Origin of the sequence: Methylomonas koyamae, from assembly GCF_019669905.1 — a bacterium.
GTDB classification, from domain to species: domain Bacteria; phylum Pseudomonadota; class Gammaproteobacteria; order Methylococcales; family Methylomonadaceae; genus Methylomonas; species Methylomonas koyamae.
Map to the genome: position 1 here is coordinate 1,243,192 of NZ_AP019777.1, position 21,998 is coordinate 1,265,189.

The window sequence follows — 21,998 nt, forward strand, 5'->3', positions numbered from 1 at the left end:
CCTCGTCACAGGGTTCTACACAAAAATTCATGTAGGCAATTTGTAGGCAAATTATAGGCGCATTTAGGAATGTCAATCAACGATCAAAACAGTGTCTATCATTAATAATTATTATTTTTCAATTGTTTGAAAATTTTCAGGAATAATGATCAATGGCAATAAAACAGTTGATTTTGCGACTGTTAATCACTAGGTCGGCGGTTCGAGCCCGTCCGGGGGAGCCAAATAAATCAAGGGCTTATAGCAATATAAGCCCTTTTTTTGTGTCTTCGATTTTTTCAGGGCAACCTCTGGGCAACTTTCAAATCAGAGAGCTTATTTTTTCGCTGCGATAACTTACAGATCCGTATCAATATCTATGATGAAACGGGTTGCAGTCCTTATAAGGTGCAGTGCTACGGTAGAGCCACCAGCCATCAATGGGACCGGTTCGTGTGGCGCAAGCAGGTTCTCCGAAATTACCGTAGAGCAATAATTAATTGCAGGATTTCGCCGGGGTTGCCCAGTCTAGCCGAGCATTCTCAAGTTCCCAGCGTTTTGAATCTAGCCTTCGCCAAGTGGGATAGATAAAAAAATCAGCACCGCAGACACCCTCGTAGGGGATATGTATGTCACCACGCATTTTTTCTTCCAATGTGTCGCCAGTGCAGTACTCTTCTTCGGATAGTTCATCAAGCAGCATCGGGTAATGCTTGGCTATGCCGGGGATTCCACTATCCGGGCCACAAAGTAAGAAAGCATCTCCAGGTGCTTTCCCTAACTTTCGTGCACGCTTGATCTGTTCATCCAGCAAGCCTTCCCAAAGTATGGTGTCTTTGAATGGGCAGGATACTGAATGCACATCTTCTCGTTTTGCGATTGCGAGAATGAATTCACGCAGTTCTTTAGAAATATCAAATTTATTCATCAGTTTGTCACTGTGTGCACCTCGCCAATATCAATACTCTCCTAACAATCGGTTTGGACGTGACATAGGCATGACTCATTTTTGCGAAACAGATTTATTCAAGCAATTTTTCCAAGAAACTGAATCGTGTGGCGATGCCGATCATCAGAAAAATTGGCATTTTGGTCATGCTTAAACACTACCAAACGCAGGACAGAAGTTGTAAATCACTAGGGGCTGTTGCCGTTTTACATGGGTAACCAAATAAAAGCGCAGGCCAAAGCGACAACGCTTTCAAAATTGCGTTTCAATTTGTCATATCGCGTCGCGATGGCTCTGAAATGTTTCAATCGCGCAAAGACATTTTCAACGAGGTGGCGATATTGGTAGAGACACCAATCCATTCCGTCATTCCCGACGATTGAATTCTGTTTTCTAGGAATGATGGGCACACTCCCTTTCTCTCGAATTTGAATCCTTAGAGGTTCACTGTCATAGCCTTTGTCAGCGACCGTGTAGTCAGCCAAAGGCAGTTTAGCCACTAATTTCGGCGCTTCTTTACAGTCATGGACTTCACCACCGGTGACCGAGAAATGAATAGGCAGCCCGCAGGCATCAACGGCCATATGGATTTTCGTGGTGTTACCCGCGACGGATTTCCCAATCGCGGCATCCTGTTCACGAGCCGCGCCACTACTATGCTGATGCGCTTTTACGATACTGCCGTCAATAAAGGTCCATTCCAAATCGGGTGCCACAACTAGACCTCGAAAAATGCCCATCAGTTTTTCTTGCAGTGACCACGCATTGAACCGTTTGTACACGGCATTCCACTTACCAAACGTGGCAGGCAGGTCTCGCCAGGGGCAGCCGACTCGCATGCGATAAAAAATCCCTTCTACCGTTTGCCGGAGCGAAGGCTTGTCGTAAATCCCCAGGCTTAACATGATGGCTTTGAATTTATTCCAGTATTCGTCCGTAAACAATTGTCGTGGCATCGGTTGCTTGTCTTTTGATTGAAAAATCAATCTACTGAGGCAGAGCCGCTCAATTTCAAGGCTATTGTTTGAAAATGGCAACAGCCCCTACTGGCTGATCCATTTTTTTCTCCAAAATATTTTTCCGAAATCAATAAACAATTTACATCACTGGTATTGCCGAAAGACTTCCCGCATTGGGATAACGTCTACAAAACCTTTCGCCGTTGGAGTGCCCTGGGCCGGTTTGAAGCGATGCATGACCGCTTACGACAGATGTGGCGAGCCCGCGAAGAGCGCGATGCCATGCCCAGTACGGCGGTGTTGGATGCGCAAAGTATGCGGAGTTCGCCGCAGGGCGGGCCAGTCGGTTATGACGCCGGCAAGAAGGTCAAAGGTCGCAAGCGCAACCTCGTTGTGGATACCCTGGGTTTACTGATGGCCGTCAGTGTATGTGCAGCCAACCTGCAAGACCGCGATGCGGGCATCTACGCCCTAGCCAGCGCCGTGGAAAAATACCCCACGGTGCAACGAGTGTACGTCGACAGCGCTTACGCCGGAAAATGGGCGGCCGCTGCCGAGGCGAAACATGGGCTGACGGTCGAAGTGGTGCGCCATCCGGCGAATCGGAATGTCGGCCGTTGGGTAAAGGCTGGGCAACAGGACTTGTTCCCCGAAACATTGGCAACCGGTTTCACCGTATTGCAGAAGCGTTGGCTAGTCGAGCGTACCACGCCTGGAACGAACGCGCACGACGCCTGGTCATGCACCATGATCGCTTGAACAAGGTATCTGAAGCCTGGGTTTGGCTGGCGGAAGCCAGAATGCTGGCCTGCCGGTTAACTGGGTGATTTATTTTGTTTATACCCTCTTAACAAACGCTCGGGAATTCCCTATTCCACTCCCTCCTCTCGCCGAACAACATCGCATCGTCGCCAAAGTTGATGAACTGATGGCACTGTGCGACCAACTGGAAACCCAGCTCGCCGACACCGCCGTCGACAGCCGCCGCCTGCTGGAAGCGGTGCTGCAGCAAGCCTTGTTGCCCGCCGAGCAAGCGGCATGATCGATAAGCCAAGTAGGCTTAGCATACGGCGGTTAAGCTAGTTCAACGCAAAAAATCACTCTTTCAAGGAGGAAATATATGACCTATATCCTGACATGGAATAAAGACAAGTGGCCCGAAAGTGAACTGCAAAAATTGATGGATGACTTTGCGGCTGGCAAGGATGTTACAATTAGGTGGAAGTGCGCATCGCACAGACAATGCAATATCGGCGATAGAATATTTTTGTCTCGGGTGGGGCAGCAACTTCCCGGATTGATCGGCTCAGGAAAAATCATATCTGATGCCTATCAGGATGACGACTGACGACTTTGAAGATCCGAGTAAACGTGCCTGGTATGTTGAGGGTGTCCTGAATTTTGTGTAAACGGGATTTAATTATCGATTGGGCATCCTGTCTTCAAACTGAATGCTAAACCGATTCAAAGCCGCTTTCCAGTCATGCAACGGCATGGTCCATTTTTGACTGATATTCATCAGGGCCAAATAGAACAATTTCGACAAGGCTTCATCACTGGGAAATGAGCCGCGATTCTTGGTGATTTTCCGCAAACTCATGTTCACCGACTCGATCGCATTCGTAGTGTAAATGATGCGGCGTATCTCGGGCGGATAGTCGAAGAAGGGAATGATTCTATCCCAATTACGTCGCCAAATTTGAGCAATGGGCGGGTAGGCCTCGTTCCACTGCGTCTCGAACTCAGCCAGCCTTTGCTCTGCTTCAACGACGCTGGCGGATTGGTATATTCGTTTGAGATCGCCGGCGATCTGTTTACGCATTTTCCAACTGACATAGTTCAGGCTGTTGCGGACTAGGTGGACGATACACAGTTGGACGGCGGCGTGTGGATAGACGGTTTCAATCGCTTCCGGGAAGCCTTTCAAACCGTCGACACAGGCAATGAAGATGTCTTGCACGCCGCGATTCTTGAGGTCTGTCACGACCTGTAACCAAAACTTGGCGCCTTCGGTTTGGGCGATCCACAAGCCCAGCACTTCCTTCTCTCCTTGCAGGTTAATCCCTATGGCCAGATAAACGGCCTTGACACGAACGGCACCGGTATCGCGCACTTTGACGTGGATACAATCGAGATAAACGATGGGGTAAACCGGATCAAGCGGCCGCAATTGCCAGGCTTTGACTTCCTCAATCACGGCGTCCGTCACCGAGGAGATCAAGGTGGGTGAAACTTCAGTGCCATACAGTTCTTCCAGATGGCTCTGGATTTCCCTGACGGTCAGACCTCGGGCATAGAGTGAAATGATCTTGTCATCAAAGCCCGTCCAGCGGGATTGGTGTTTGCCAATGATTTGCGGCTCGAACTGACCATGACGATCACGGGGAATCTCAATCGGCAATGCGCCAAAATCGCCTTTGAGGGTTTTACGGCTCTTGCCATTGCGGGTGTTGCCGGTGGCGTTGCAGACTGACTCATGCTTGGCATGGCCTAAATGTTCAGTCATTTCGGCTTCTAAGGCTCGCTCGACCAAGGCCTTGGTGAGTTGTTTTAGCAGGCCATTTTCGCCCAGCAGGTCTTCAGGTTTTTGATAGCCCGACAATAAGGTATCAATTAGGTCGGTTGGGATGGCTTTTGGTAAGGTCATAGTTACTCCTCAAAGTAAGGGCAGTTTCCTGCCTAATGGCCGTTTACACAAAAATTCTTACACCCTCGGTATGTTTTGGTTAGATTCGATTACTTGACCAAGTCACCTTCAAAAGCAGTTATTTCGCATCAGGAATTGGCATCAAAGCTTAACGTCCCTAGCCGCATGTTCACGCCTCAAGCTTCGGGAACACCTTTTACTGGGAACCACTTGCAGCTCGAAACGCTATGGTCGCGACTGATCGGTGGTTCCCTGATTTATCCTGATGACGTTAATGTCTCCGAGCATCGGCATGTGGAAGGTGCTGTACAACAGGTAACCGTCAATCGCTATGAGCGAGACCCTTCGGCGCGAAGACGGTGCATTGAATTTCATGGTACGAGTTGCAAAGCTTGCGGACTCAATATGGCCTATGTCTATGGGCCGGATTTGGGCAGAGATTATATTCACGTCCATCACGTGATTCCTTTGCATACGATAAAGGATAGTTACGTGATCGATCCGGAACAGGATTTGGTTCCGTTGTGCCCTAATTGCCACAGTATGGTTCACCAGCGTAATCCACCTTTGTCTGTGGACGAACTTAGAAGCAAAATTATGCCGCGCTATATCGCTTTGTTTAGATAAATCGTCGATGTAGCCAGCATTGGTGAGATCGGCAAGGTGTTCAGCGGTTTTCAAAAATACCTGTATTACGAGTTCAAAGCCGTACCGTAATTCTCATGGTTTTCATACCGATATCATCTCCTTGATCCCGCTCCGGCAGGATTGCCCGCCGTTTTCGTCTGCAATACGGCACCTTTCTGTTTGCGCGTCTTGATTTGTCCGTTTTTGATGAAGGGGATCGCCGCCACGCACCTCAAGCCGCCGTACTTTTAATAATCCCCTGCCGACTAGCGAGCAAAGTCATTTCCGACATGGTTTTCACCCCCAGCTTTTCTTTGATCGCCGTGCTGTGGTTGCAGACGGTTTTGTAGCTCAAACATAGTTTCTCCGCCGCTTCGCGGGTGCTTAGGCCGTTGGCCAGCAGGCAGAAAATGTCGAATTCGCGCGGCGACAGCGATTTGATCTTGTAGGACTCGTCCTGGCCCACCGCCATGTTTACCGCCAATTGCTGGGCCAGGTCTGGGTCGATGTAGGTGTTGCCTTCGGCGATGGCACATACCGCGGTGACCAGCGTGTCCGGCTCGTTGTTTTTGGTGATGTAGCCCCTGGCGCCGGCTTTGATGGCGCGGGTGACGTAGACCAGTTCGTTGTGAATGCTAAAGATCAGGATGCGGCAGGCCGGGTGCCGGCTCAGCAGGCGCCTTACCGATTCCAGGCCGCCCAGGCCGGGCATAGACAAATCCATCACGACGACGTCCGGCGTATGCCGGGAGTAAATTTGGCAGGCGGTTTCGCCGCGGTCGGCTTCGTAGATTTCGCCGATGCGTTCGGACAGCGACAGGTAGGTCTTGTAACCGGCGCGGACCACGGCGTGGTCGTCGACCAATAACACGCTGATTTTGTTTGCCACAGGCAATACTTCCTCTTTCGCGGATTGTGTAAAAGCGGGTCCGGTAACCCGGTTGGGCGGACCCGCTTTTCATAATGCCGCGTTTTCGCTCCTGAAACCATGGGAGCTTTTCCCGAATATGCCGGTTGCGGCGCTGCCGCGTTCTGGGAAAGATTCCAGGCGTTTTTCCGCGATTTTCCTGTGTTTTTCATGGATTATTCCGTAACGCCGGGCCGGGCGGTTTCTTTACCATTTCCCGTCAGCATGGCCCGGTAGGTCTAAGTCAATGATGTGTGCGAATTGATCGAGACTGCTGATCTGAAAAAGTCAGGAGATTGCCGGATTGCGGCATCTCGCGTTAACGGGTAAACGCCAAAATCAATGCGCATCTTGCTATTGATTTTGCCCGGATACGCCGGGTGCGTATCCGCTTTTAACGGAAGGCTCCCCTAACCAACCGATTTGCCGGGCCATGCACTCTAATAAACAACTTAGGAGGATTCATGCAAATTTCACGGTTTGCCAAGCACGTGGCGACATCGGCCGTATTGACCGGGGCAGCGTTGAGCGTGCCGCAGTCGGCGCAAGCGAATAAAGAGCTGGAGCAACTTTCCAAACAAAACACCAATTGGGTGATGCAGACCAAGGATTACGGCTCCACCCATTTCAGCGAGATGATCGACATCAACGCCAACAACGTCAAAAACCTGAAAGTGGCATGGTCTTTCTCGACCGGCGTACTGAACGGCCACGAAGGCGGCCCGCTGGTGGTGGATGGCATCATGTACGTGCATACCCCGTATCCGAACAACGTGTTCGCGATCGATTTGAACGAACCGGACAAAATCCTGTGGCAATTCAAGCCCAAGCAAAACCCGGCGGCCCGCGCCGTCGCCTGTTGCGACGTGGTCAACCGCGGTTTGGCATATGCGCCGGCCGGCAAGGATTATCCGGCCACGATCTTTTTGAACCAGTTGGACGGCCACGTGGTGGCGCTGAACGCCAAAACCGGCGAGCTGCGCTGGAAAATGGAAAACTCCGACATCGCCATGGGTTCTACCTTGACCGTGGCGCCGTTCGTCGCCAAGGATAAGGTCATCGTCGGTTCCTCCGGCGCCGAGTTGGGCGTGCGCGGTTACGCCACCGCCTATAACGTCAAAGACGGCAAGCAAGAGTGGCGGGTATATGCCACCGGTCCCGACGAAGACATCAAATTGTCCAAAGACTTCAACAAAGCCAACCCGCACTACGGCCAGTTCGGTCTGGGCCTGAAAACCTGGGAAGGCGACGCCTGGAAAATCGGCGGCGGCACCAACTGGGGCTGGTACGCTTACGACAGCGACCTGGAAATGCTGTACTACGGCTCGGGTAACCCGGCACCGTGGAACGAAACCATGCGTCCCGGCGACAACAAATGGACCATGACCATCTGGGGCCGCGACATCAATAGCGGCGAAGCCAAATTCGGCTACCAAAAAACTCCGCATGACGAATGGGACTACGCCGGCGTCAACTACATGGGCTTGTCCGAGCAAGTGGTGGACGGTAAGAAGCGCAAGCTGCTGACCCACCCGGACCGCAACGGTCTGGTCTACACCCTGGACCGCGAGAACGGCGATCTGATCAATGCCTTCAAAATCGACGACACCGTCAACTGGGTCAAGAAAGTCGATCTGAAAACCGGCTTGCCGGTGCGCGATCCGGAATATTCGACCCACATGGACCACCAAGCCACTGGCATCTGCCCGTCGGCAATGGGGTACCACAACCAGGGTATCGAGTCTTACGATCCGAACAAGCAACTGTTCTTCATGGGCGTCAACCACATCTGCATGGATTGGGAACCGTTCATGTTGCCTTACCGCGCGGGTCAGTTCTTCGTCGGCGCGACCTTGAACATGTATCCCGGTCCTAAAGGCACCTTGGGCCAAGTCAAAGCGATGAATGCCGTCACCGGCAAAATGGAGTGGGAAGTTCAGGAGAAATTCGCGGTCTGGGGCGGCACGACAGCCACTGCCGGCGACTTGGTGTTCTACGGCACCTTGGACGGCTACATCAAAGCCCGCCATTCCAAAACCGGCGAAGAGCTGTGGAAGTTCAAACTGCCTTCAGGCGTCATCGGCCACCCGATTACCTATAAACACAACAACAAACAGTACGTTGCGATTTATTACGGTGTCGGCGGCTGGCCCGGCGTTGGCTTGGTGTTCGACCTGGCCGACCCGACCGCTGGCTTGGGTGCTGTCGGTGCGTTCAAGGAATTGGCGCATTACACCCAAATGGGCGGCGGCGTGATGGTGTTCTCGCTGTAAGGCGGCCCTCACCCCAACCCCTCTCCCTGGGGGAGAGGGGCTCAATCCTCGGTTGCTGATAGGCGTTTTCATTCAGCCACTATTTCCGGCGAAACGAGTGCCTAAAGCACCCCTCTCCCGCTGGGAGAGGGTGAGGGGAGAGAGGTAGGGTACGCATCGCGTACCGGTTTAGATATTGTGATTGTTAAGTCGAACAAGGTACGCGATGCGTACCCTACAACTGGACATATATCCGTGAAAAAAAAGATACACATTTTTACCGCTTTGGCGTTGGGCATGGGTTTCGCCACGGCCCAAGCCGAGCAACCGGCGTTGAAAGTCTGCACCGCCGAAAACGAAATGCCTTACTCCAATAAAAACGGCGAGGGCTTCGAAAACAAGCTGGCGCAATACGTCGCCGAGCAACTGGGTCGCAAGCTGGAAACGGTAAGCTGGACCGATCCGCGCTACTTCATCCGCGATTACCTGGATAAAGGCTTGTGCGACGTGGTGATGGGCGTCGATGCCGGCGACCCGCGCTTGCTGACGACGGCGCCGTACTACCGCTCCGGCTACGTCTTCATCAGCCGCGAGCAGGACGGTTTGGATTTGCAGAACTGGGACAGTCCGGCGCTGAAGACCGCCAAGCGCATCGCCTTCGCGCCCGGCAGCCCGGCTGAAACCATGCTGCGGGCAATAGGCCGCTACAACGACATGTTCAACTACCAACAAGAGTTGGCCGGCTTCAAGTCCAAGCGTAACCAATACGTCAAGTACGACAACGACAAACTGGTCAACGAAGTCGCTTCCGGCAAAGCCGAAATCGCCATTCTGTGGGGGCCGGCGGCGGCGCGTTACGTCAAAGCCGCGGCGACGCCGCTGACGATGACGCTGATTCCGGACACCGCCAAACGCGCCGACGGCGAAAAAGTCGGGTTCCACTACAGCACCGCAATCGGCGTGCGCAAAGGCGATACCGCATTACTGGAACAGTTGAACAAAATCGTGCGCGACAAACAGGACGATATCGAGGAACTGCTGGAAGCGGAGGGTATTCCGCTGCTGGACGAACCCGAAACCGCCTTGTCCATGAACTAACAGGAATCATTAAATGAAATTGAAGACATTTTTCAACGGCGTTGCACTGACTCTGTCGCTGGCCGCGATTTCCGCGGCCCAGGCCGACATCACCCTGCGCCACGCCTTGACCGGGGAAACGCTGGATTTGAGCTTCGCCAAGAAGGGCGGCAATACCGACAAATTCAAGCAATTCATGCAAACCGGCAAGAACCCGTACAACGGCGACGCCGAAGCCGCCAAGAAAGGCGAGAGTCTGTACATGACCGGCTGTTCCGGTTGCCACGGTCACGAAGCCGAAGGCAAATTGGGCCCCGGTTTGGCCGACGACTACTGGACCTATCCGCGCGGCCTGACCGACCAGGGCTTGTTCGAAATCCTGTTCGGCGGCGCCAACGGCATGATGGGTCCGCAGTACGTCAACTTCAGCACCGACGACATGCTGCACATCATGTCCTTCTTGCGCAGCATTTATAAAGGCGATCCGAAAAAGGCGGAGTGGTTGAAATAATCACCCTCGCCGCGGCCCCTCGCCCAAAGGGAGAGGGAAGGTTGGTAGGGTCCGCAATGCGTACCCTACGGCCGCTAGAGCACGACGGTTATCCAATAAATTATCAGGAGATCAACATGAACAAATTAGTATTGTTAGGCACTGTGTTACTGGCATTGGCTTTGTCCGGCACCGCTAAAGCCTATGACGGCACCAAATGCAAAGAAGCCGGCAACTGCTGGGAACCGAAACCGGGTTATCCGGCGCAAGTGGCGGGCAGCAAATACGACCCCAAACACGATCCGAACGAGTTGAACAAACAAGCCCAGTCGATCAAGGAAATGGAAGCGCGTAACGCCAAGCGGACGGAAGTTCTGGCTAAAACCGGAAAATTCGTTTACGACGTGGAAGGTCAATGAGCTCAACGATGAGCCGCAGGCCGAAATAGGCCGATAGGCGTTGCCGGCATGTTCAGCGCGCCGCAGGCTGCCAGCAAAACGGCGGGCTTTAACGAACCCTTAGGAAGCCGCCAGGGATGGCGGGGCCTAATTCCTGCGATTGCCGATCATAAACCTGTTAAGCCGGTTACTGTTATCCGGTTCCGGCTGAGCGTAGCGAACAGCCGTAGGCCGGAATAAGCCGACAGGCGTTTCCGGCATTTCGGCACCGTCCGAAACACGACGCTGATTCCGGCCGGCCTCCCCAAACGTTTTCGGCAACGGAATGGTCGGCAAATGCATCCCTAGAGGATAGAAATACTCCGCTCCGGCAAAGCAATGCGTCGGGGCTTTTTTACGATTATGAATTCAGAACATCAACTCAGCGACCGCTGCGAACAGGCCCTCAATTTCGAACGGCACATCAACCGCATCGTGATCGGCCAGCAGGCCGCAGTGCGCAATCTCATCATCGCGGTGTTCGCTCGCGGCCACGTGTTATTGGAGGGCCAGGTCGGCGTCGGCAAAACCACCTTGCTGCGTACCGTGGCCCAGGGTTTGGGCGGCCGCTACCAGCGTATCGAAGGCACGATAGATTTGATGCCGTCCGACCTGGTGTACTACACCTATCTGGATCAAGACGGCCGGCCGCGGGTCGACCCCGGACCGTTGCTGAAGCAGGGCGAGGAACTGGCGGTATTCTTCTTCAACGAAATCAACCGCGCCCGACCGCAAGTGCATTCGCTGCTGCTGCGGGTGATGGCCGAGCGCGCAGTCGGCGCCTTCAACCGCGAATACCGGATGCCGCATATGCTGGTATTCGCCGACCGCAACCGGGTGGAGCGGGAAGAAACCTTCGAATTGCCGGCCGCCGCCCGCGACCGTTTTCTGATGGAAATCAACATCGCTGCCCCCGGCGACGACGCGGTACTGGACCAATTGATGTTCGATCCGCGTTTCCACGACGTCGATGCCTTGATCGGAACGATGCCGGAATCGGCCATCGGCTACCAAAACCTGAACGCGCTGGCCGAGTCGATTCAACAGCGGGTGCAGGCCGCGCCGGCGCTGCACAAATACGCGCTGGAGCTGTGGCAAGCGACGGCCGAGCCGCAGGCTTACGGCATCAGCGTCAGCGACGTCGACATCGGCCAACTGCTGCAATCCGGCGCCAGTCCGCGCGGTATGAGCTACCTGATTCGCGCCGCCAAGGTCAGAGCCTGGCTGGAAGGCCGCGACAATTTGTGGCCGGAGGACTTGCAAGCGGTTTATGCGCCGACCATGAGCCACCGCCTGTTCTTAAACCCGATTTACGCCTATCGCCGGGAGGTTTTGCTTCCGGAACTGGTCAACCAAATCTTGCAGCGCATCGCCGCACCTTAAACTTATGGATTGGAAACGATTTTTACGGGCGCTGGTCCCGCATGCAGGGCTCGGCCATCTGCTGGAAACCTATTTGACCTGGTCCGGCGTCGGCATCATCAGTTCGCTGATTGCCAGCGCGTTGGACGCGTATTCGGAAATTCCCTACGCCGCCTATTACACCAGCGCACTGAACGACGCGGTCGGCTTCAAGTTCTGGATCTTGTTGTCGGTGATCGGCATTTTGTTGTTTTGCGCCAGCGTGCCGGTGTTGTACCTGTCTTTGCGACTGCCGCAACTGGCCGGGTTTTCGCTGCGTTTGCGCCGCTTTACCTACACCTTCTTCCTGGTCGCCTTCGACGAGGGGGCGTTGATGATCGGCATCTTGACCGCCAACTTTTTCGATACCAACGAACGCATCTCGCTGCTGGCCAGCAAGTCGTTTTTATTCAGCGACGTCGGCTTCTTCACGATTATCGCGCTGTTGATTCTGGACTCGCTGCTGTGGCTGTTCGGCGAAGCGATTTACAGCCAGAATCAGCGCGGTTACTCCGGCGTGGTCGAAATGCTGGTCAATGCACCGCTGAAATATGCCATACCGGGCTATTTGCTGGTGACCGGGCTGGTGGTGCAGGTCGTCGTCGCCCAGTAGCGGCTGCATTCCTTGAACAATTCTCCGGCTAAGCGCACCATGGCCTCCCGCATCGAACCTTTTTCCTATCGCTTGCCCAGGCCGGCCGTCGAGGTCTACCCCGGCGCCCATCCCGGCCAGATGGTCGGCAACGGCCAGTTATTCAAACGCCACGAGGCCTTGTTGGCGCGGCCCGATCCGCGCCGGCTGGATTTGCGCGCCAGCGTGCTCGACCCGTTCGGCCAATACCGGGTCAGGGCCTACCAGGAACACGACCGGGTCGAAGTCATGGTGCTGGCGGACCTGTCGGCGTCGTTGGCTTACGCCGGCCGCTTCGATAAGCGCGAAGTATTGGCCGACCTGGTTAAAGCGATTGCCGCATCGGCGCTGGCTTGCGGCGACCGGGTCGGTTTCGCCGGTTTCGGCGACGGCGAAAAGCCTTTGTTGTATGCGCCGCCCGGCACCGACTTGAGCTGGTTGCCTTCTCTGGGCGGCCTCCTGAAAAAATTACCGCAGCAACGCGGCTGCGCCGGCCTGTGGCAGGCCGGTGCGTACCTGCCGCAGCGCCGGGCCTTGTTGTTTTTGCTCGGCGACGGCCATTGGCCGTTAGCCCGATTGCCCGGTTTGTTGGCGACCTTGGGCCGCCACCAACCGGTGCCGTTATTGATTTGGGACGAAGCCGAATACCGTGGCTTGCCCGATTGGGGCTTATTGGCGCTACAGGATTTGGAAAGCGGTCGCCGCCGGCGGTTATGGTTGCGGCCGGCCCTGAAACGGCGCATCGAACAGGCTTATAGCGCACGGCGCGAACAACTGCGCCGCCTGTTCCGTGCCGCCGGCTGCGAGCCGATGTTCATCGAACAGGGTTACCGGGTCGAACAATTCAATCGCTATTTCCTGGAGCGGACAGCGTGACGCGGCGCCGATACCTAGTCAAAGTCTCGCGTTTGGCGGCGTTGGCGATTGCGGCAACGTTGGCGGCGGCATGTGCCGGTGGTCCGAGTCGGCCGGTCGAGGCCTTCAATCTGGAAACGCCGCGGCCGTTCGGTTACCAGATCGGCGATACCATTCCGATGCGCGTCGTGGTGCAGACCCGGCCCGGCGTGCAATTGCAGCCGGCCAGCCTGCCCAAGCCCGGCCCGCTGAACCGGTGGCTGAATCTGCGTCGGATCGAGTTGGCCGAGGCTGGCGACGGCGAGTACCGGATCGAGCTGGAATACCAGGTGTTTTACGCGCCGCTGGAAGTGAAAGCCTTGACGATTCCGGGTTTTGCCCTGCGCTTCAGCCAATACGGCCAAACCGTCGAGGAGAGCGTGCCGCCCTGGCAATTCACCGTCGCGCCGCTGCGCGAATTGATCGCCCGCCAGGACGAGGCAGGCGAATATCTGCGGCCGGATCAGGCGCCGGCGTTGTTGGCGACCGCTAGCGTGCGCACCAACTTGGCATTGTCGCTGTTGGCCGCAGCGATGTTGGGCTTGAAGCTGGCGCGACAGTACGGTTATCTGCCATGGTTTGCCCGGCGCAGCCCGTTCAAAACCGCCGAAAGGCGCTTGCGGCAGTTGCCGCCGGGCGAATTGGCCGCCGGGTTGGCCGCACTGCACAGCGCATTGAATGCGACTCACGGAACGCCGGTGTTCGGCCACCGCTTGCAGGATTTTCTGAGCGCGCATCCCGAATTCGGCCAAGTTCGCGCCGAGCTGGCCTGGTTTTTCGACTATTCCAACCGGTTTTTTTTCGCCGGGCAGCGCGACGAGGCCGACACCGACTTAGTGCGCCTGCAAAAGCTGTGCGGCCTGTGCCGGGCGATAGAGCGGGGGAGCCGATGAATTTGGCGGTGGAACAACCCTGGCTGTTGGTAGGCCTGCTGCTGTGCGGCTTGCCCTTGCTCAGATACGGCCAACGTCTGGCCGGCCATCCGGCCTTGGCCCTGTTGCCGCCGGACCGGCTGTCGCTGCTGGCCGACGCTCTGATCCGCTTGCTGGGGGCATTGGCTCTGGCCGCCCTGGTATTGGGTATGGCCGGGATGTACCGCACGGAACAGCAGGTCGAACGCATCGGCCACGGCGCGCATATCGTGTTGCTGCTGGATCGCAGCAACAGCATGGACCAGACCTTTGCCGGGACCTCGGCGGAGGCCGGCGGCGCCGAGAGTAAGGCCGCCGCGGCCCGGCGCTTGTTGAGCCAATTCGTCGAGCGCCGCACACACGACTTGATCGGCGTCGCCGCCTATAGTACCTCGCCGCTGTTCGTCACGCCGCTGACCGAAAACAAGCAGGCGGTAGCCGCGGCCATCGCCGCCACGGCGCGGCCGGCGCTGGCCTATACCAACGTCAGCAAGGGCTTGGCGCTGGCCTTGTCTTATTTCGACCAACGCCCGGCGGTCGGCGCCCGCATCGTCTTGTTGGTGTCGGACGGCGCCGCGGTGATCGATCCGGACAGCGAAGCCAAGCTCAGAGAATTGTTTCAGCGCCAGCAAGTGCGCCTGTACTGGGTATTCTTGCGTACCGCCAATAGCCCCGGCTTGTACGACGTACCGAACGATCCGCGCGACGACAATGCCCAGGCCATGCCGGAGCGCTATCTGCATTTGTTTTTTTCCAGCCTGCATATCCCTTACCAGGCCTACCAGGCGGAAGACCCGGGGGCGATGCGGCAGGCGATCGACGACATCAATCGGCTGGAGCAGCAACCGCTGCATTATTTCGAACGGATCCCGAAACAAGATCTGGCGCCGCTGTGCTACCGGAGCGCGGCGCTGCTGCTGTTGCTACTGATCGGGCTGAAAGCTTGCGAGGCCAAATGTTAATCCGACGTATCAAACACGGTTTCTGGTGGACCGCGCTGGCCGCCGCATTGTTGGTGGCGCTGAGCCAGGCCTGGCTCTGGGCCGGCATTGCCGGGCAAAACCGGCTGATCGGCCAATTGCTGGCCGGGCGCGACGTTGCGGTCGAGGATTTGGCCCATGCCGATCCGGCGGTGCGCTTGGCGCGGGCGGTGTATTTACGCCAAGCCGGGCGTTACGACGATGCGTTGGCGACCTTGAACCTGTTGTTGCAGCAAGCGCCGGCGGCCTTGCGCGCCCAGGCGCGTTACAACCTGGGCAATCTGTATCTGGCCCAAGCGCAGGAAAAACTCGGTCAGGGCAGTGTGGATAGCGCGACGCCGCTGGTCGCATTGGCCAAACAGGCTTACCGCGCAGCGCTGGGCGCCGATCCCGGTTTTTGGGATGCCAAATACAATCTGGAAGTGGCGATGCGCTTGCTGCCGGAAATGGACCGGATCGACAGCGGCAACCAGGAAGACGACGGCTCGCAAAAGGCCGAGCTGTGGACCACGTTGCCCGGATTCCCGCGCGGTTTGCCGTAAACATGGCATCCGCTAACCCGTCTGCGCCGTTTCCGCGCCGGAGCTATCGGTCATGACGCTATTGAAAGATTTCCGCTTCTGGCTGTTGGCCGCGGCGTTGGCGTTGGCCCTGATCGCCGCGGCCGGGCCGACCCGCGGCGTGCGCCAGCCGCTGTATCGGCTGATGTTCGTCGTCGACATTACCCGCAGCATGAACACCGAGGATTACCAAATCGGCGGCCATGCCGTTAGCCGGCTGGACTACGTCAAGCAGGCGCTACGCCGGCAGTTGCTGGCGCTGCCCTGCCAATCGCACGTCGGTTTGGGGGTATTTACCGAGCGGCGGTCAGTGGTGTTGTTCGAGCCTATCGAAGTCTGTGCCGGCTTTGCCGAAATCGATGCGGCCATCGCGGCATTGGATTGGCGTATGGCTTGGGCCGCGGACAGCCGAATCGCTGCCGGACTGGCGACGACGCTGGCAACGTTCAAAAACAGCCGGGATGCTTTGGTATTTTTCAGCGACGGCCAGGAGGCTCCGCCGCCGAATCCGCGTTACCAGCCGGATTTGACCGTATTCAAAGGCCAGGTCAAAGGCTTGCTTGTCGGTGTCGGCGGCGATCAAGCCACGCCGATTCCCAAGTTCGACGCCAACGGCAAGCGTTTGGGATTTTATCGGCCGGAAGACGTGCCGCACCGTTCCACGTTCGGCGAGTCGGACCTGAATCCCGAAAAAATCGAAGGTTACGACGCCCGCAACGCGCCGTTCGGTAGCCGGGCCGCGACCGGCGACGAGCATCTGAGCCGCTTGCACGAAGACTATCTGCGCAAACTGGCCGGCGACAGCGGCTTGCGCTACCGGCGGCTGACCGACGCCGACAGTCTGGGCCTTGCGTTGCAAGATTCAGAATTTGCCGAACCGGGCCGGGCCGAGACGGCTATTGCCTGGCAATTCGCCGGTCTGGCCGTGTTGTTCGTATCGGTTCTGTACTGGCGGCGTTAGGGTTTAGTCTGCCGGCGGGCAGTCGGCGGCAATCGTCAAGGCCCGGCCGATTTCGTCCAGCGAATTGTAAAAATGCGGCGAGAAGCGCACGCCGCCGCCGCGCAACGCGCAGACCACGCCATGTTGCTGCAGATGCCGATACAGCGTTTCGTTGCCGGCCTGGCGGTGCTTGAACACGACGATGCCGGACTTTAATCTGGGCGCGGCTTCGGACAGTAACAGCAGATTCGGCTGGTTTCGAATGGCTTGGCGTAAAAAGTCGCTGCGTTCCAGTACCAGGGCTTCGACCGTGTCCATCCCGGTTTCCAGCAACAGCGACAGGCTGGCCGACAAGGCTTGAATGCCCAGCATGTTCGGGCTGCCGCATTCGAAACGGCGCGCGCTTGGGTGAATTTCCCAGGGCCGGTTCTCGTAGTTGTGGATGTCCTTCATCATATGCCAGCCGTACTGGCTCAGTTTCAGCCGCTCCCTGGCCTCCGGCGTGGTATAGAACACGCCCAATCCCTCCGGGCCGAACAGCCATTTATGGCCGTCGGCCATCGCAAAATCGGCCTGGCAGGCCTGCACGTCGAATTGCACCGCACCCAGGCTCTGAATCGCGTCGACGCAAAATAAAATACCGTGCCGCTTGCAAAATTCGCCGATGCGCACCAAATCCATTCTGAGGCCGGAACCGAACTGGATCGAACTGACCGTCAGCAGCCGGGTGTTTTGGTCCACCAGCGCAAACAACGCGTCTTCCGGCGTGGCCGCGCTGCGCAGGTCGGTCTCGCGGAATTCCACGCCCTGGGCCGACAGCGCTTGCCAGGGCAGGCGGTTGGAGGGGAATTCCTCGTTGCTGGAGACGATGTTGTCGCCGGCTTGCCAGGGCAGGCCGCAGGCGACGAAGGACAGCGCTTCCGAGGTGTTTTTGACCAGGGCGATATCGTCCGCGGAAGCGGCGTTGAGCAAGTCCCTTAGCTGGCGCCGAATCAGCAATTCTTTTTTCAGCCAATCCGGATAGTAATGCGAGCCCCAGTCGCGGTTTTGTTCGGCGAAGGCGATCACGGCGGCGCTGGTGCGTTTCGGCCACGGCGCCACGGCGGCATGGTTCAAGTAAATCAACTCGTCGCTGAGCGGAAATTCGGGATGTTTCATGATAGGCATTCCGGCTGGAGGTAAAAATGCCTCGCGAACGGGCTACGGGGCGCTTGGCTTACGGCCAATCATAACGGGGCCGGCGCCGCAAATTCAATCGATAATCCGTTGCGGCCGGCGTCCGCAAACAGCAGATATCGGCCAAGCCGTGTTATAAAACATACAGGCGTTGCGGCAAATGCATCGAGGCCGCCGCCAATCGTGTCAATTTATTTTTCGTAATTTTAGAGATGATGGAATTAATTTGGATCAGTGCAGCGTATCTGACCGGCCTGCTCGCCAGCCGGCTGTCTTTTCCGCCCTTGGTAGGCTATTTGGCTGCCGGCTATGCCCTGAATGCGCTGGGCGTCGCGCCGTTGGCCGATCTGAACCACATTGCCGAGATCGGCATCGAGTTGCTGTTGTTTTCGGTGGGATTGAAGTTGAAACCGGCGTCGTTGATCCGGCGCGAAGTGGTCAGCGTCGGCGGCGCCCACTTGCTGATGACGACCCTGATTTCGGCCCTGGTGTTTTTCTGGTTGGAACAACATATCACCGGCGGGCTGGTGCTCGGCGTCAGTTTGGCCTTTTCCAGCACCGTGCTGGCGATCAAGGTGCTGGAAGACAACGGCGAACTGTCGTCGTTGCACGGCCGGGACGTGATGAGTATTTTGATTTTGCAGGATATCGTCGCCATCGGCCTGTTGGCCGTGGCGGAGCGCAAGCAACCGACGCAATGGGCGTTGGCCTTATTCCTGTTGCCGTTGCTGCGGCCGTTGGCGCATCGGATATTGGCTGCCAGCCGTTCGTCCGAGCTGTTGCTGCTGTTGGGCGTGACGTTGGCCTTGGCCGGCGGCGTTGCCGCCGAAAATTCGGGGATTTCCGCCGACATCGGGGCGCTACTGACCGGCGTGATGCTGGCCAACCACACCAAAATCAACGAATTGACCGACCGTTTATGGGGGCTGAAAGAATTGTTCCTGGTGGCGTTTTTTCTGCAGATCGGCGTCAGCGATTTGCCGAGCCGGGAGCAGGTGTTTCAGGCACTGCAGTTATTGGCCTTGCTGCCGGTTCAAGGTGCGCTGTTTTTCGGGTTGTTCCTGTTCGCCGGCCTGCGCGCCCGTACCGCCTTCGTCTCGACGCTGGCCTTGACCACCTACAGCGAATTCGCCTTGATTACCACCCGCGCCGTGGTCGATGCCAAACTGCTGCCGGCCGAATGGAATGCGGTCATCAGCCTGGCGGTGGCCGGTTCGCTGGCGATCGCGGCGCCGTTGAACCGCTATTCGCATGTCTTGTTCTCCTGGTTCGAACCGTTTCTGGTGCGCTTCGAGAAGAAAACCGGCAATCCCGACCGGCTGCCGGAATCCTTCGGCGTCGCCGAATGGCTGGTGATCGGTATGGGCCGGACCGGCGTCTCGGCCTACCAAGCCTTGTCGGCTCAGGAACAGCGGGTGGTCGGCCTGGATGCCGACCCTACCGTACTGGAAAACCTGTTGGCCGAAGGCCGGCGCGTGGTCTACGGCGACGCCGAGGATAGCGAACTGTGGAGCGGATTGCGCCTGGAGCGGATGAAAGGCATCGTCATCACGGTACCGGACGTCGAAACCCGCTTGCTGGCGATCGCTCAGTTGCGCAAACGCGGCTTCAAAGGCCAGATCGGCACCTTGTGCTACCACTATGAGGAAGAGCAGGAACTGAAGCGGGTTGGCGCCGACTATGTAATCCATCCTTTGGTGGAAGCCGGCAACCAATTGGCCAAGCATATGCTGGGGGTCGGGAATTGAGCGGAGGCAAGTCGATCCAACGCGACCGATGTATTCCGCAATGCCCGTGTCCGCTCAATGTATAAACCGCTATTGGCAGACCGCAGCATCGCGCCTCACTCGCATTCGTAACGCAGACCCCGTCTATGTTGGTACATCCCTGTGCAATTCACCGAATTGCACAAGTCCATTTCGACCGACGCATTGTCCGCCTATTGCGGGTGAGTTAGCCTCTCTGAAATCGATCCTGGGCTAAGAGCGGGATTCAATCCGCTAATTGTTCGCAATTTATTCAGTTGGTTACGAACGATCGGCAGATTATTTCGATTGTAAAGCTCGTATATCCATCTAGTTGGCCGGATCAAGCAGTCCGGTCATCAACCGCCATCCGGCAGCACAAATCGTAGCGGACGAGTTCCAATCTCCGCCCCAGTGACCGCGTCTATGGCCACCGGTTTAATATCCTCTCCGGTTTCGACATCCTGAATGCGCACCAACGGGCCGCCGCCGCGATACTGATGGCCCCAGGCGCCGAGCATGACCAGCACCGGCAGAAAATCGCGGCCGGCGGCGGTCAACACATACTCCTCGCGCGGCGGCCGCTCCGAATACAGCCGCTTTTCCAACATGCCTTCCTCCGTCAGCGTCGCCAGGCGCCGGGTCAACATCGTCGGCGCGATACCTAGACTTTTTCGAAATTGGTCGAAACGGGTCAGACCAATATGGGCGTCCCGCAAAATCAACAAGCTCCATGCGTCGCCGAGAAAAGCCAGGCAACGCGCTATCGGGCAAGGGTCGGCGCAAATATTTTTATCGTTCATACGTTTTTAGTAGTGACTTAATATTAAATTGATAGTAACATTGCTATCGAAATGATAGTAACACTTAGACGATAGACAATCCACCCCACGGGAGACTTGATATGAACAATAAAGACAATGCCGTCGCTTTGATTACCGGCGCATCCTCGGGCATTGGGCTGGTAACGGCCAAGGCCCTGCAACGAGCGGGATACCGGGTATTCGGTACCAGCCGCAGGGCAGCGGCAAGCCCTGACGGCATCACGATGCTGAGCTGCGACGTAACCGACGAAGCGTCGGTAAACGACATGGTCGCCGAGGTCTTGCAACAGGCCGGGCGCATTGATCTGCTGGTCAACAATGCCGGCGTCGGCCTACTCGGCGCCGCGGAAGAATCGTCTACCGCGCAGGCCCAGGCCTTGTTCGACGTCAACCTGTTCGGCATCACCCGCGTCACCAATGCCGTGCTGCCGACCATGCGCGGCCAAGGAAAAGGCAGAATCGTCAATATCAGCTCGGTAATGGGCTTGATCCCGGCGCCGTACAACGCGCTATATGCCGCGACCAAGCATGCGGTCGAAGGCTATTCCGAATCGCTCGATCACGAATTGCGCAGCTTCGGCATTCGGGTGGTGCTGGTTGAGCCGGCATTTACCCGCACCGCGTTCGAAGCCAGCCTAACCAAGCCAGATCGGCCGCTGGCCGTCTATGACTCGGTGCGCGCCGGCATGGCAGTGCTGATGCGCAATGGCGTCAATGCGGGCGACGCTCCGGAGGTGGTGGCCGATACGGTGTTGAAAGCCGCGACTGCCGCGGTTCCCAGCAGGCGTTATACCGCCGGAAAACAGGCAAGCCAGGTGCGTTTCCTGCGCCGTTTCTTCCCGGAAGCCTTGGTAGACAAGAGCTTACGCCGGTTTAACCAGCTGCCGATAGTCTGAATATTAGAAAAATAACGCCGTGAACCATGCCGCGGCACCATCGGCGCCGTTGCTATTCGGGCGACAAGCTAAGTGCAGACCATTCCTTGGGAGCTATGAACAACGATGTCGATTAAAACCGCAAACGCTCGCGAACGAATCTTGTTGGCAGCTAAAACGCTCTTCTCCAGCCAAGGTATTAGAGCTACAAGTGTCGATAGCGTCGTCAAATCGGCCAATACCCACAAAATGACGCTTTACAAGCACTTCTGCTCCAAGGAAGCGCTAATCGTTGCTTACTTAGACAAACACAGTGCCGAATTTTGGGCTTGGTTCGTCGCGCAAATTGAGCGCAAAGCGCAGACGCCGAAAGACCAGCTGTTAGCCATTTTCGATGTCCATGCCGGATGGTTGGCCAGTCCTGATTTCCAAGGCTGCCCATTGATCAAGGCCGCCGCGGAATATCCCGAGCAAAGCCATGCGGTGCATCGAGCATCCGCCGCGTTTTACCGCAGGCTACAACACCATATGACCGATTTGTCGGCACGGGCCGGCGCGCAGTCTCCGGAACGGCTGGCCGGGCAACTGTGTGCCTTGTTCCAGGGTGCCATCGTCTCCGCACAATTGCAGCGCCATTCCGGCGCGGGCGTCGATGCCAGGTTGGCCGCCGAGATACTGATCAAAAACAGCATCGAATGACTATTTCTAACATTACCGAACCTTTTACCGAAGGAGGC

General features: G+C 56.8%; 23 protein-coding genes and 1 pseudogene. 18 read left to right on the forward strand and 6 right to left on the reverse strand.

What is annotated here, in order from left to right; all coding sequences use genetic code 11:
• Positions 1-475: 475 nt before the first annotated feature.
• Positions 476-907, reverse strand: a complete 432-nt coding sequence (locus MKFW12EY_RS06080) for a hypothetical protein (RefSeq protein ID WP_221054182.1) — start codon at positions 905-907, stop codon at positions 476-478.
• Positions 908-1,134: 227 nt separating this feature from the next.
• Positions 1,135-1,884 carry an IS5 family transposase gene (locus tag MKFW12EY_RS06085; protein ID WP_054763859.1) on the reverse strand — a complete coding sequence of 250 codons (750 nt, stop codon included), beginning with the start codon at positions 1,882-1,884 and terminating at the stop codon, positions 1,135-1,137.
• Between the two features lie 153 nt (positions 1,885-2,037).
• Here MKFW12EY_RS06085 and MKFW12EY_RS06090 point away from each other — a divergent pair.
• From MKFW12EY_RS06090 to MKFW12EY_RS06100, 3 genes and pseudogenes are all read left to right on the forward strand, one after another.
• Positions 2,038-2,714 (forward strand): annotated as a pseudogene (locus MKFW12EY_RS06090) (IS5 family transposase); the annotation flags it as partial.
• The gene (locus tag MKFW12EY_RS06095) at positions 2,669-2,929 is read left to right on the forward strand and encodes a restriction endonuclease subunit S (RefSeq protein ID WP_221054184.1); all 261 of its coding nucleotides are present in this window, start codon (positions 2,669-2,671) and stop codon (positions 2,927-2,929) included. The pseudogene MKFW12EY_RS06090 and the gene MKFW12EY_RS06095, both read left to right, overlap by 46 nt.
• 78 nt (positions 2,930-3,007) lie before the next feature.
• On the forward strand, positions 3,008-3,235 hold the full coding sequence (locus MKFW12EY_RS06100) for a hypothetical protein (protein ID WP_054763842.1): 228 nt from the start codon (positions 3,008-3,010) through the stop codon (positions 3,233-3,235).
• A gap of 72 nt (positions 3,236-3,307) precedes the next feature.
• On the opposite strand, the gene MKFW12EY_RS06105 is transcribed toward MKFW12EY_RS06100, so the two are convergent.
• Positions 3,308-4,534: an IS256 family transposase gene (locus tag MKFW12EY_RS06105; protein ID WP_221052987.1), complete on the reverse strand. Its 1,227-nt coding sequence runs from the start codon at positions 4,532-4,534 to the stop codon at positions 3,308-3,310.
• 93 nt (positions 4,535-4,627) lie between these two features.
• On the opposite strand from MKFW12EY_RS06105, the gene MKFW12EY_RS06110 reads away from it, so the two are divergent.
• On the forward strand, positions 4,628-5,161 hold the full coding sequence (locus MKFW12EY_RS06110; protein WP_157199354.1) for an HNH endonuclease: 534 nt from the start codon (positions 4,628-4,630) through the stop codon (positions 5,159-5,161).
• Positions 5,162-5,393: 232 nt separating this feature from the next.
• Here MKFW12EY_RS06110 and MKFW12EY_RS06115 read toward each other — a convergent pair whose 3' ends face one another.
• Positions 5,394-6,050, reverse strand: a complete 657-nt coding sequence (locus tag MKFW12EY_RS06115) for a response regulator (protein WP_054761450.1) — start codon at positions 6,048-6,050, stop codon at positions 5,394-5,396.
• 482 nt (positions 6,051-6,532) lie between these two features.
• Here MKFW12EY_RS06115 and MKFW12EY_RS06120 point away from each other — a divergent pair, with 482 nt between their 5' ends.
• From MKFW12EY_RS06120 to MKFW12EY_RS06170, 11 genes are all read left to right on the forward strand, one after another.
• Positions 6,533-8,341: a methanol/ethanol family PQQ-dependent dehydrogenase gene (locus tag MKFW12EY_RS06120; RefSeq protein ID WP_221054185.1), complete on the forward strand. Its 1,809-nt coding sequence runs from the start codon at positions 6,533-6,535 to the stop codon at positions 8,339-8,341.
• Positions 8,342-8,575: 234 nt separating this feature from the next.
• Positions 8,576-9,418 carry a methanol oxidation system protein MoxJ gene (moxJ, locus tag MKFW12EY_RS06125; RefSeq protein ID WP_054761433.1) on the forward strand — a complete coding sequence of 281 codons (843 nt, stop codon included), beginning with the start codon at positions 8,576-8,578 and terminating at the stop codon, positions 9,416-9,418.
• A 13-nt stretch (positions 9,419-9,431) separates the two neighbouring features.
• Positions 9,432-9,908, forward strand: a complete 477-nt coding sequence (gene moxG, locus MKFW12EY_RS06130) for a cytochrome c(L), periplasmic (protein WP_064022394.1) — start codon at positions 9,432-9,434, stop codon at positions 9,906-9,908.
• A gap of 116 nt (positions 9,909-10,024) precedes the next feature.
• The gene (locus MKFW12EY_RS06135; protein WP_054761452.1) at positions 10,025-10,306 is read left to right on the forward strand and encodes a methanol dehydrogenase [cytochrome c] subunit; all 282 of its coding nucleotides are present in this window, start codon (positions 10,025-10,027) and stop codon (positions 10,304-10,306) included.
• A 381-nt stretch (positions 10,307-10,687) separates the two neighbouring features.
• Complete coding sequence (locus MKFW12EY_RS06140; RefSeq protein WP_054761438.1) at positions 10,688-11,707, forward strand: AAA family ATPase; 1,020 nt, start codon at positions 10,688-10,690, stop codon at positions 11,705-11,707.
• A gap of 4 nt (positions 11,708-11,711) precedes the next feature.
• On the forward strand, positions 11,712-12,338 hold the full coding sequence (locus MKFW12EY_RS06145; RefSeq protein ID WP_054761440.1) for a hypothetical protein: 627 nt from the start codon (positions 11,712-11,714) through the stop codon (positions 12,336-12,338).
• 39 nt (positions 12,339-12,377) lie between these two features.
• Complete coding sequence (locus MKFW12EY_RS06150; protein WP_221054186.1) at positions 12,378-13,232, forward strand: DUF58 domain-containing protein; 855 nt, start codon at positions 12,378-12,380, stop codon at positions 13,230-13,232.
• A complete protein-coding gene (locus tag MKFW12EY_RS06155; RefSeq protein WP_245006447.1) occupies positions 13,229-14,143 on the forward strand; it encodes a nonribosomal peptide synthetase MxaA in 915 nt (304 codons plus the stop codon). Before MKFW12EY_RS06150 ends, MKFW12EY_RS06155 begins: the two co-directional genes overlap by 4 nt.
• Positions 14,140-15,123 carry a vWA domain-containing protein gene (locus tag MKFW12EY_RS06160; RefSeq protein ID WP_054761442.1) on the forward strand — a complete coding sequence of 328 codons (984 nt, stop codon included), beginning with the start codon at positions 14,140-14,142 and terminating at the stop codon, positions 15,121-15,123. The genes MKFW12EY_RS06155 and MKFW12EY_RS06160 overlap by 4 nt, the downstream gene beginning before the upstream one ends.
• Complete coding sequence (locus tag MKFW12EY_RS06165; protein ID WP_221054187.1) at positions 15,117-15,683, forward strand: tetratricopeptide repeat protein; 567 nt, start codon at positions 15,117-15,119, stop codon at positions 15,681-15,683. Before MKFW12EY_RS06160 ends, MKFW12EY_RS06165 begins: the two co-directional genes overlap by 7 nt.
• A gap of 52 nt (positions 15,684-15,735) precedes the next feature.
• A complete protein-coding gene (locus tag MKFW12EY_RS06170; protein WP_221054188.1) occupies positions 15,736-16,662 on the forward strand; it encodes a vWA domain-containing protein in 927 nt (308 codons plus the stop codon).
• A gap of 3 nt (positions 16,663-16,665) precedes the next feature.
• Here the strand turns inward: MKFW12EY_RS06170 and MKFW12EY_RS06175 are convergent, their stop codons facing one another.
• The gene (locus MKFW12EY_RS06175; RefSeq protein WP_221054189.1) at positions 16,666-17,799 is read right to left on the reverse strand and encodes an aminotransferase class V-fold PLP-dependent enzyme; all 1,134 of its coding nucleotides are present in this window, start codon (positions 17,797-17,799) and stop codon (positions 16,666-16,668) included.
• 230 nt (positions 17,800-18,029) lie between these two features.
• On the opposite strand from MKFW12EY_RS06175, the gene MKFW12EY_RS06180 reads away from it, so the two are divergent.
• The gene (locus tag MKFW12EY_RS06180; RefSeq protein WP_096876319.1) at positions 18,030-19,565 is read left to right on the forward strand and encodes a cation:proton antiporter domain-containing protein; all 1,536 of its coding nucleotides are present in this window, start codon (positions 18,030-18,032) and stop codon (positions 19,563-19,565) included.
• A 356-nt stretch (positions 19,566-19,921) separates the two neighbouring features.
• On the opposite strand, the gene MKFW12EY_RS06185 is transcribed toward MKFW12EY_RS06180, so the two are convergent.
• Positions 19,922-20,365, reverse strand: a complete 444-nt coding sequence (locus MKFW12EY_RS06185; RefSeq protein ID WP_054761444.1) for a winged helix-turn-helix transcriptional regulator — start codon at positions 20,363-20,365, stop codon at positions 19,922-19,924.
• 101 nt (positions 20,366-20,466) lie between these two features.
• Between MKFW12EY_RS06185 and MKFW12EY_RS06190 the strand changes: the two genes are divergently transcribed.
• The gene (locus tag MKFW12EY_RS06190) at positions 20,467-21,282 is read left to right on the forward strand and encodes an oxidoreductase (protein WP_221054190.1); all 816 of its coding nucleotides are present in this window, start codon (positions 20,467-20,469) and stop codon (positions 21,280-21,282) included.
• A 105-nt stretch (positions 21,283-21,387) separates the two neighbouring features.
• A complete protein-coding gene (locus MKFW12EY_RS06195) occupies positions 21,388-21,960 on the forward strand; it encodes a TetR/AcrR family transcriptional regulator (protein ID WP_221054191.1) in 573 nt (190 codons plus the stop codon).
• Positions 21,961-21,998 lie beyond the last annotated feature (38 nt).

What these genes read in the sequence shown, in the direction of transcription:
- MKFW12EY_RS06145 (WP_054761440.1), top strand. Translation starts at nt 11,712, where the DNA reads ATGGATTGGAAACGATTTTTACGGGCGCTGGTCCCGCATGCAGGGCTC.
- MKFW12EY_RS06135 (WP_054761452.1), top strand. Translation starts at nt 10,025, where the DNA reads ATGAACAAATTAGTATTGTTAGGCACTGTGTTACTGGCATTGGCTTTG.
- MKFW12EY_RS06150 (WP_221054186.1), top strand. Translation starts at nt 12,378, where the DNA reads ATGGCCTCCCGCATCGAACCTTTTTCCTATCGCTTGCCCAGGCCGGCC.
- MKFW12EY_RS06195 (WP_221054191.1), top strand. Translation starts at nt 21,388, where the DNA reads ATGTCGATTAAAACCGCAAACGCTCGCGAACGAATCTTGTTGGCAGCT.
- MKFW12EY_RS06170 (WP_221054188.1), top strand. Translation starts at nt 15,736, where the DNA reads ATGACGCTATTGAAAGATTTCCGCTTCTGGCTGTTGGCCGCGGCGTTG.
- MKFW12EY_RS06105 (WP_221052987.1), bottom strand. Translation starts at nt 4,534, where the DNA reads ATGACCTTACCAAAAGCCATCCCAACCGACCTAATTGATACCTTATTG.
- MKFW12EY_RS06100 (WP_054763842.1), top strand. Translation starts at nt 3,008, where the DNA reads ATGACCTATATCCTGACATGGAATAAAGACAAGTGGCCCGAAAGTGAA.
- MKFW12EY_RS06185 (WP_054761444.1), bottom strand. Translation starts at nt 20,365, where the DNA reads ATGAACGATAAAAATATTTGCGCCGACCCTTGCCCGATAGCGCGTTGC.
- MKFW12EY_RS06190 (WP_221054190.1), top strand. Translation starts at nt 20,467, where the DNA reads ATGAACAATAAAGACAATGCCGTCGCTTTGATTACCGGCGCATCCTCG.
- MKFW12EY_RS06175 (WP_221054189.1), bottom strand. Translation starts at nt 17,799, where the DNA reads ATGAAACATCCCGAATTTCCGCTCAGCGACGAGTTGATTTACTTGAAC.
- MKFW12EY_RS06140 (WP_054761438.1), top strand. Translation starts at nt 10,688, where the DNA reads ATGAATTCAGAACATCAACTCAGCGACCGCTGCGAACAGGCCCTCAAT.
- MKFW12EY_RS06120 (WP_221054185.1), top strand. Translation starts at nt 6,533, where the DNA reads ATGCAAATTTCACGGTTTGCCAAGCACGTGGCGACATCGGCCGTATTG.
- MKFW12EY_RS06085 (WP_054763859.1), bottom strand. Translation starts at nt 1,884, where the DNA reads ATGCCACGACAATTGTTTACGGACGAATACTGGAATAAATTCAAAGCC.
- MKFW12EY_RS06160 (WP_054761442.1), top strand. Translation starts at nt 14,140, where the DNA reads ATGAATTTGGCGGTGGAACAACCCTGGCTGTTGGTAGGCCTGCTGCTG.
- MKFW12EY_RS06080 (WP_221054182.1), bottom strand. Translation starts at nt 907, where the DNA reads ATGAATAAATTTGATATTTCTAAAGAACTGCGTGAATTCATTCTCGCA.
- moxG (WP_064022394.1), top strand. Translation starts at nt 9,432, where the DNA reads ATGAAATTGAAGACATTTTTCAACGGCGTTGCACTGACTCTGTCGCTG.
- MKFW12EY_RS06165 (WP_221054187.1), top strand. Translation starts at nt 15,117, where the DNA reads ATGTTAATCCGACGTATCAAACACGGTTTCTGGTGGACCGCGCTGGCC.
- MKFW12EY_RS06180 (WP_096876319.1), top strand. Translation starts at nt 18,030, where the DNA reads ATGATGGAATTAATTTGGATCAGTGCAGCGTATCTGACCGGCCTGCTC.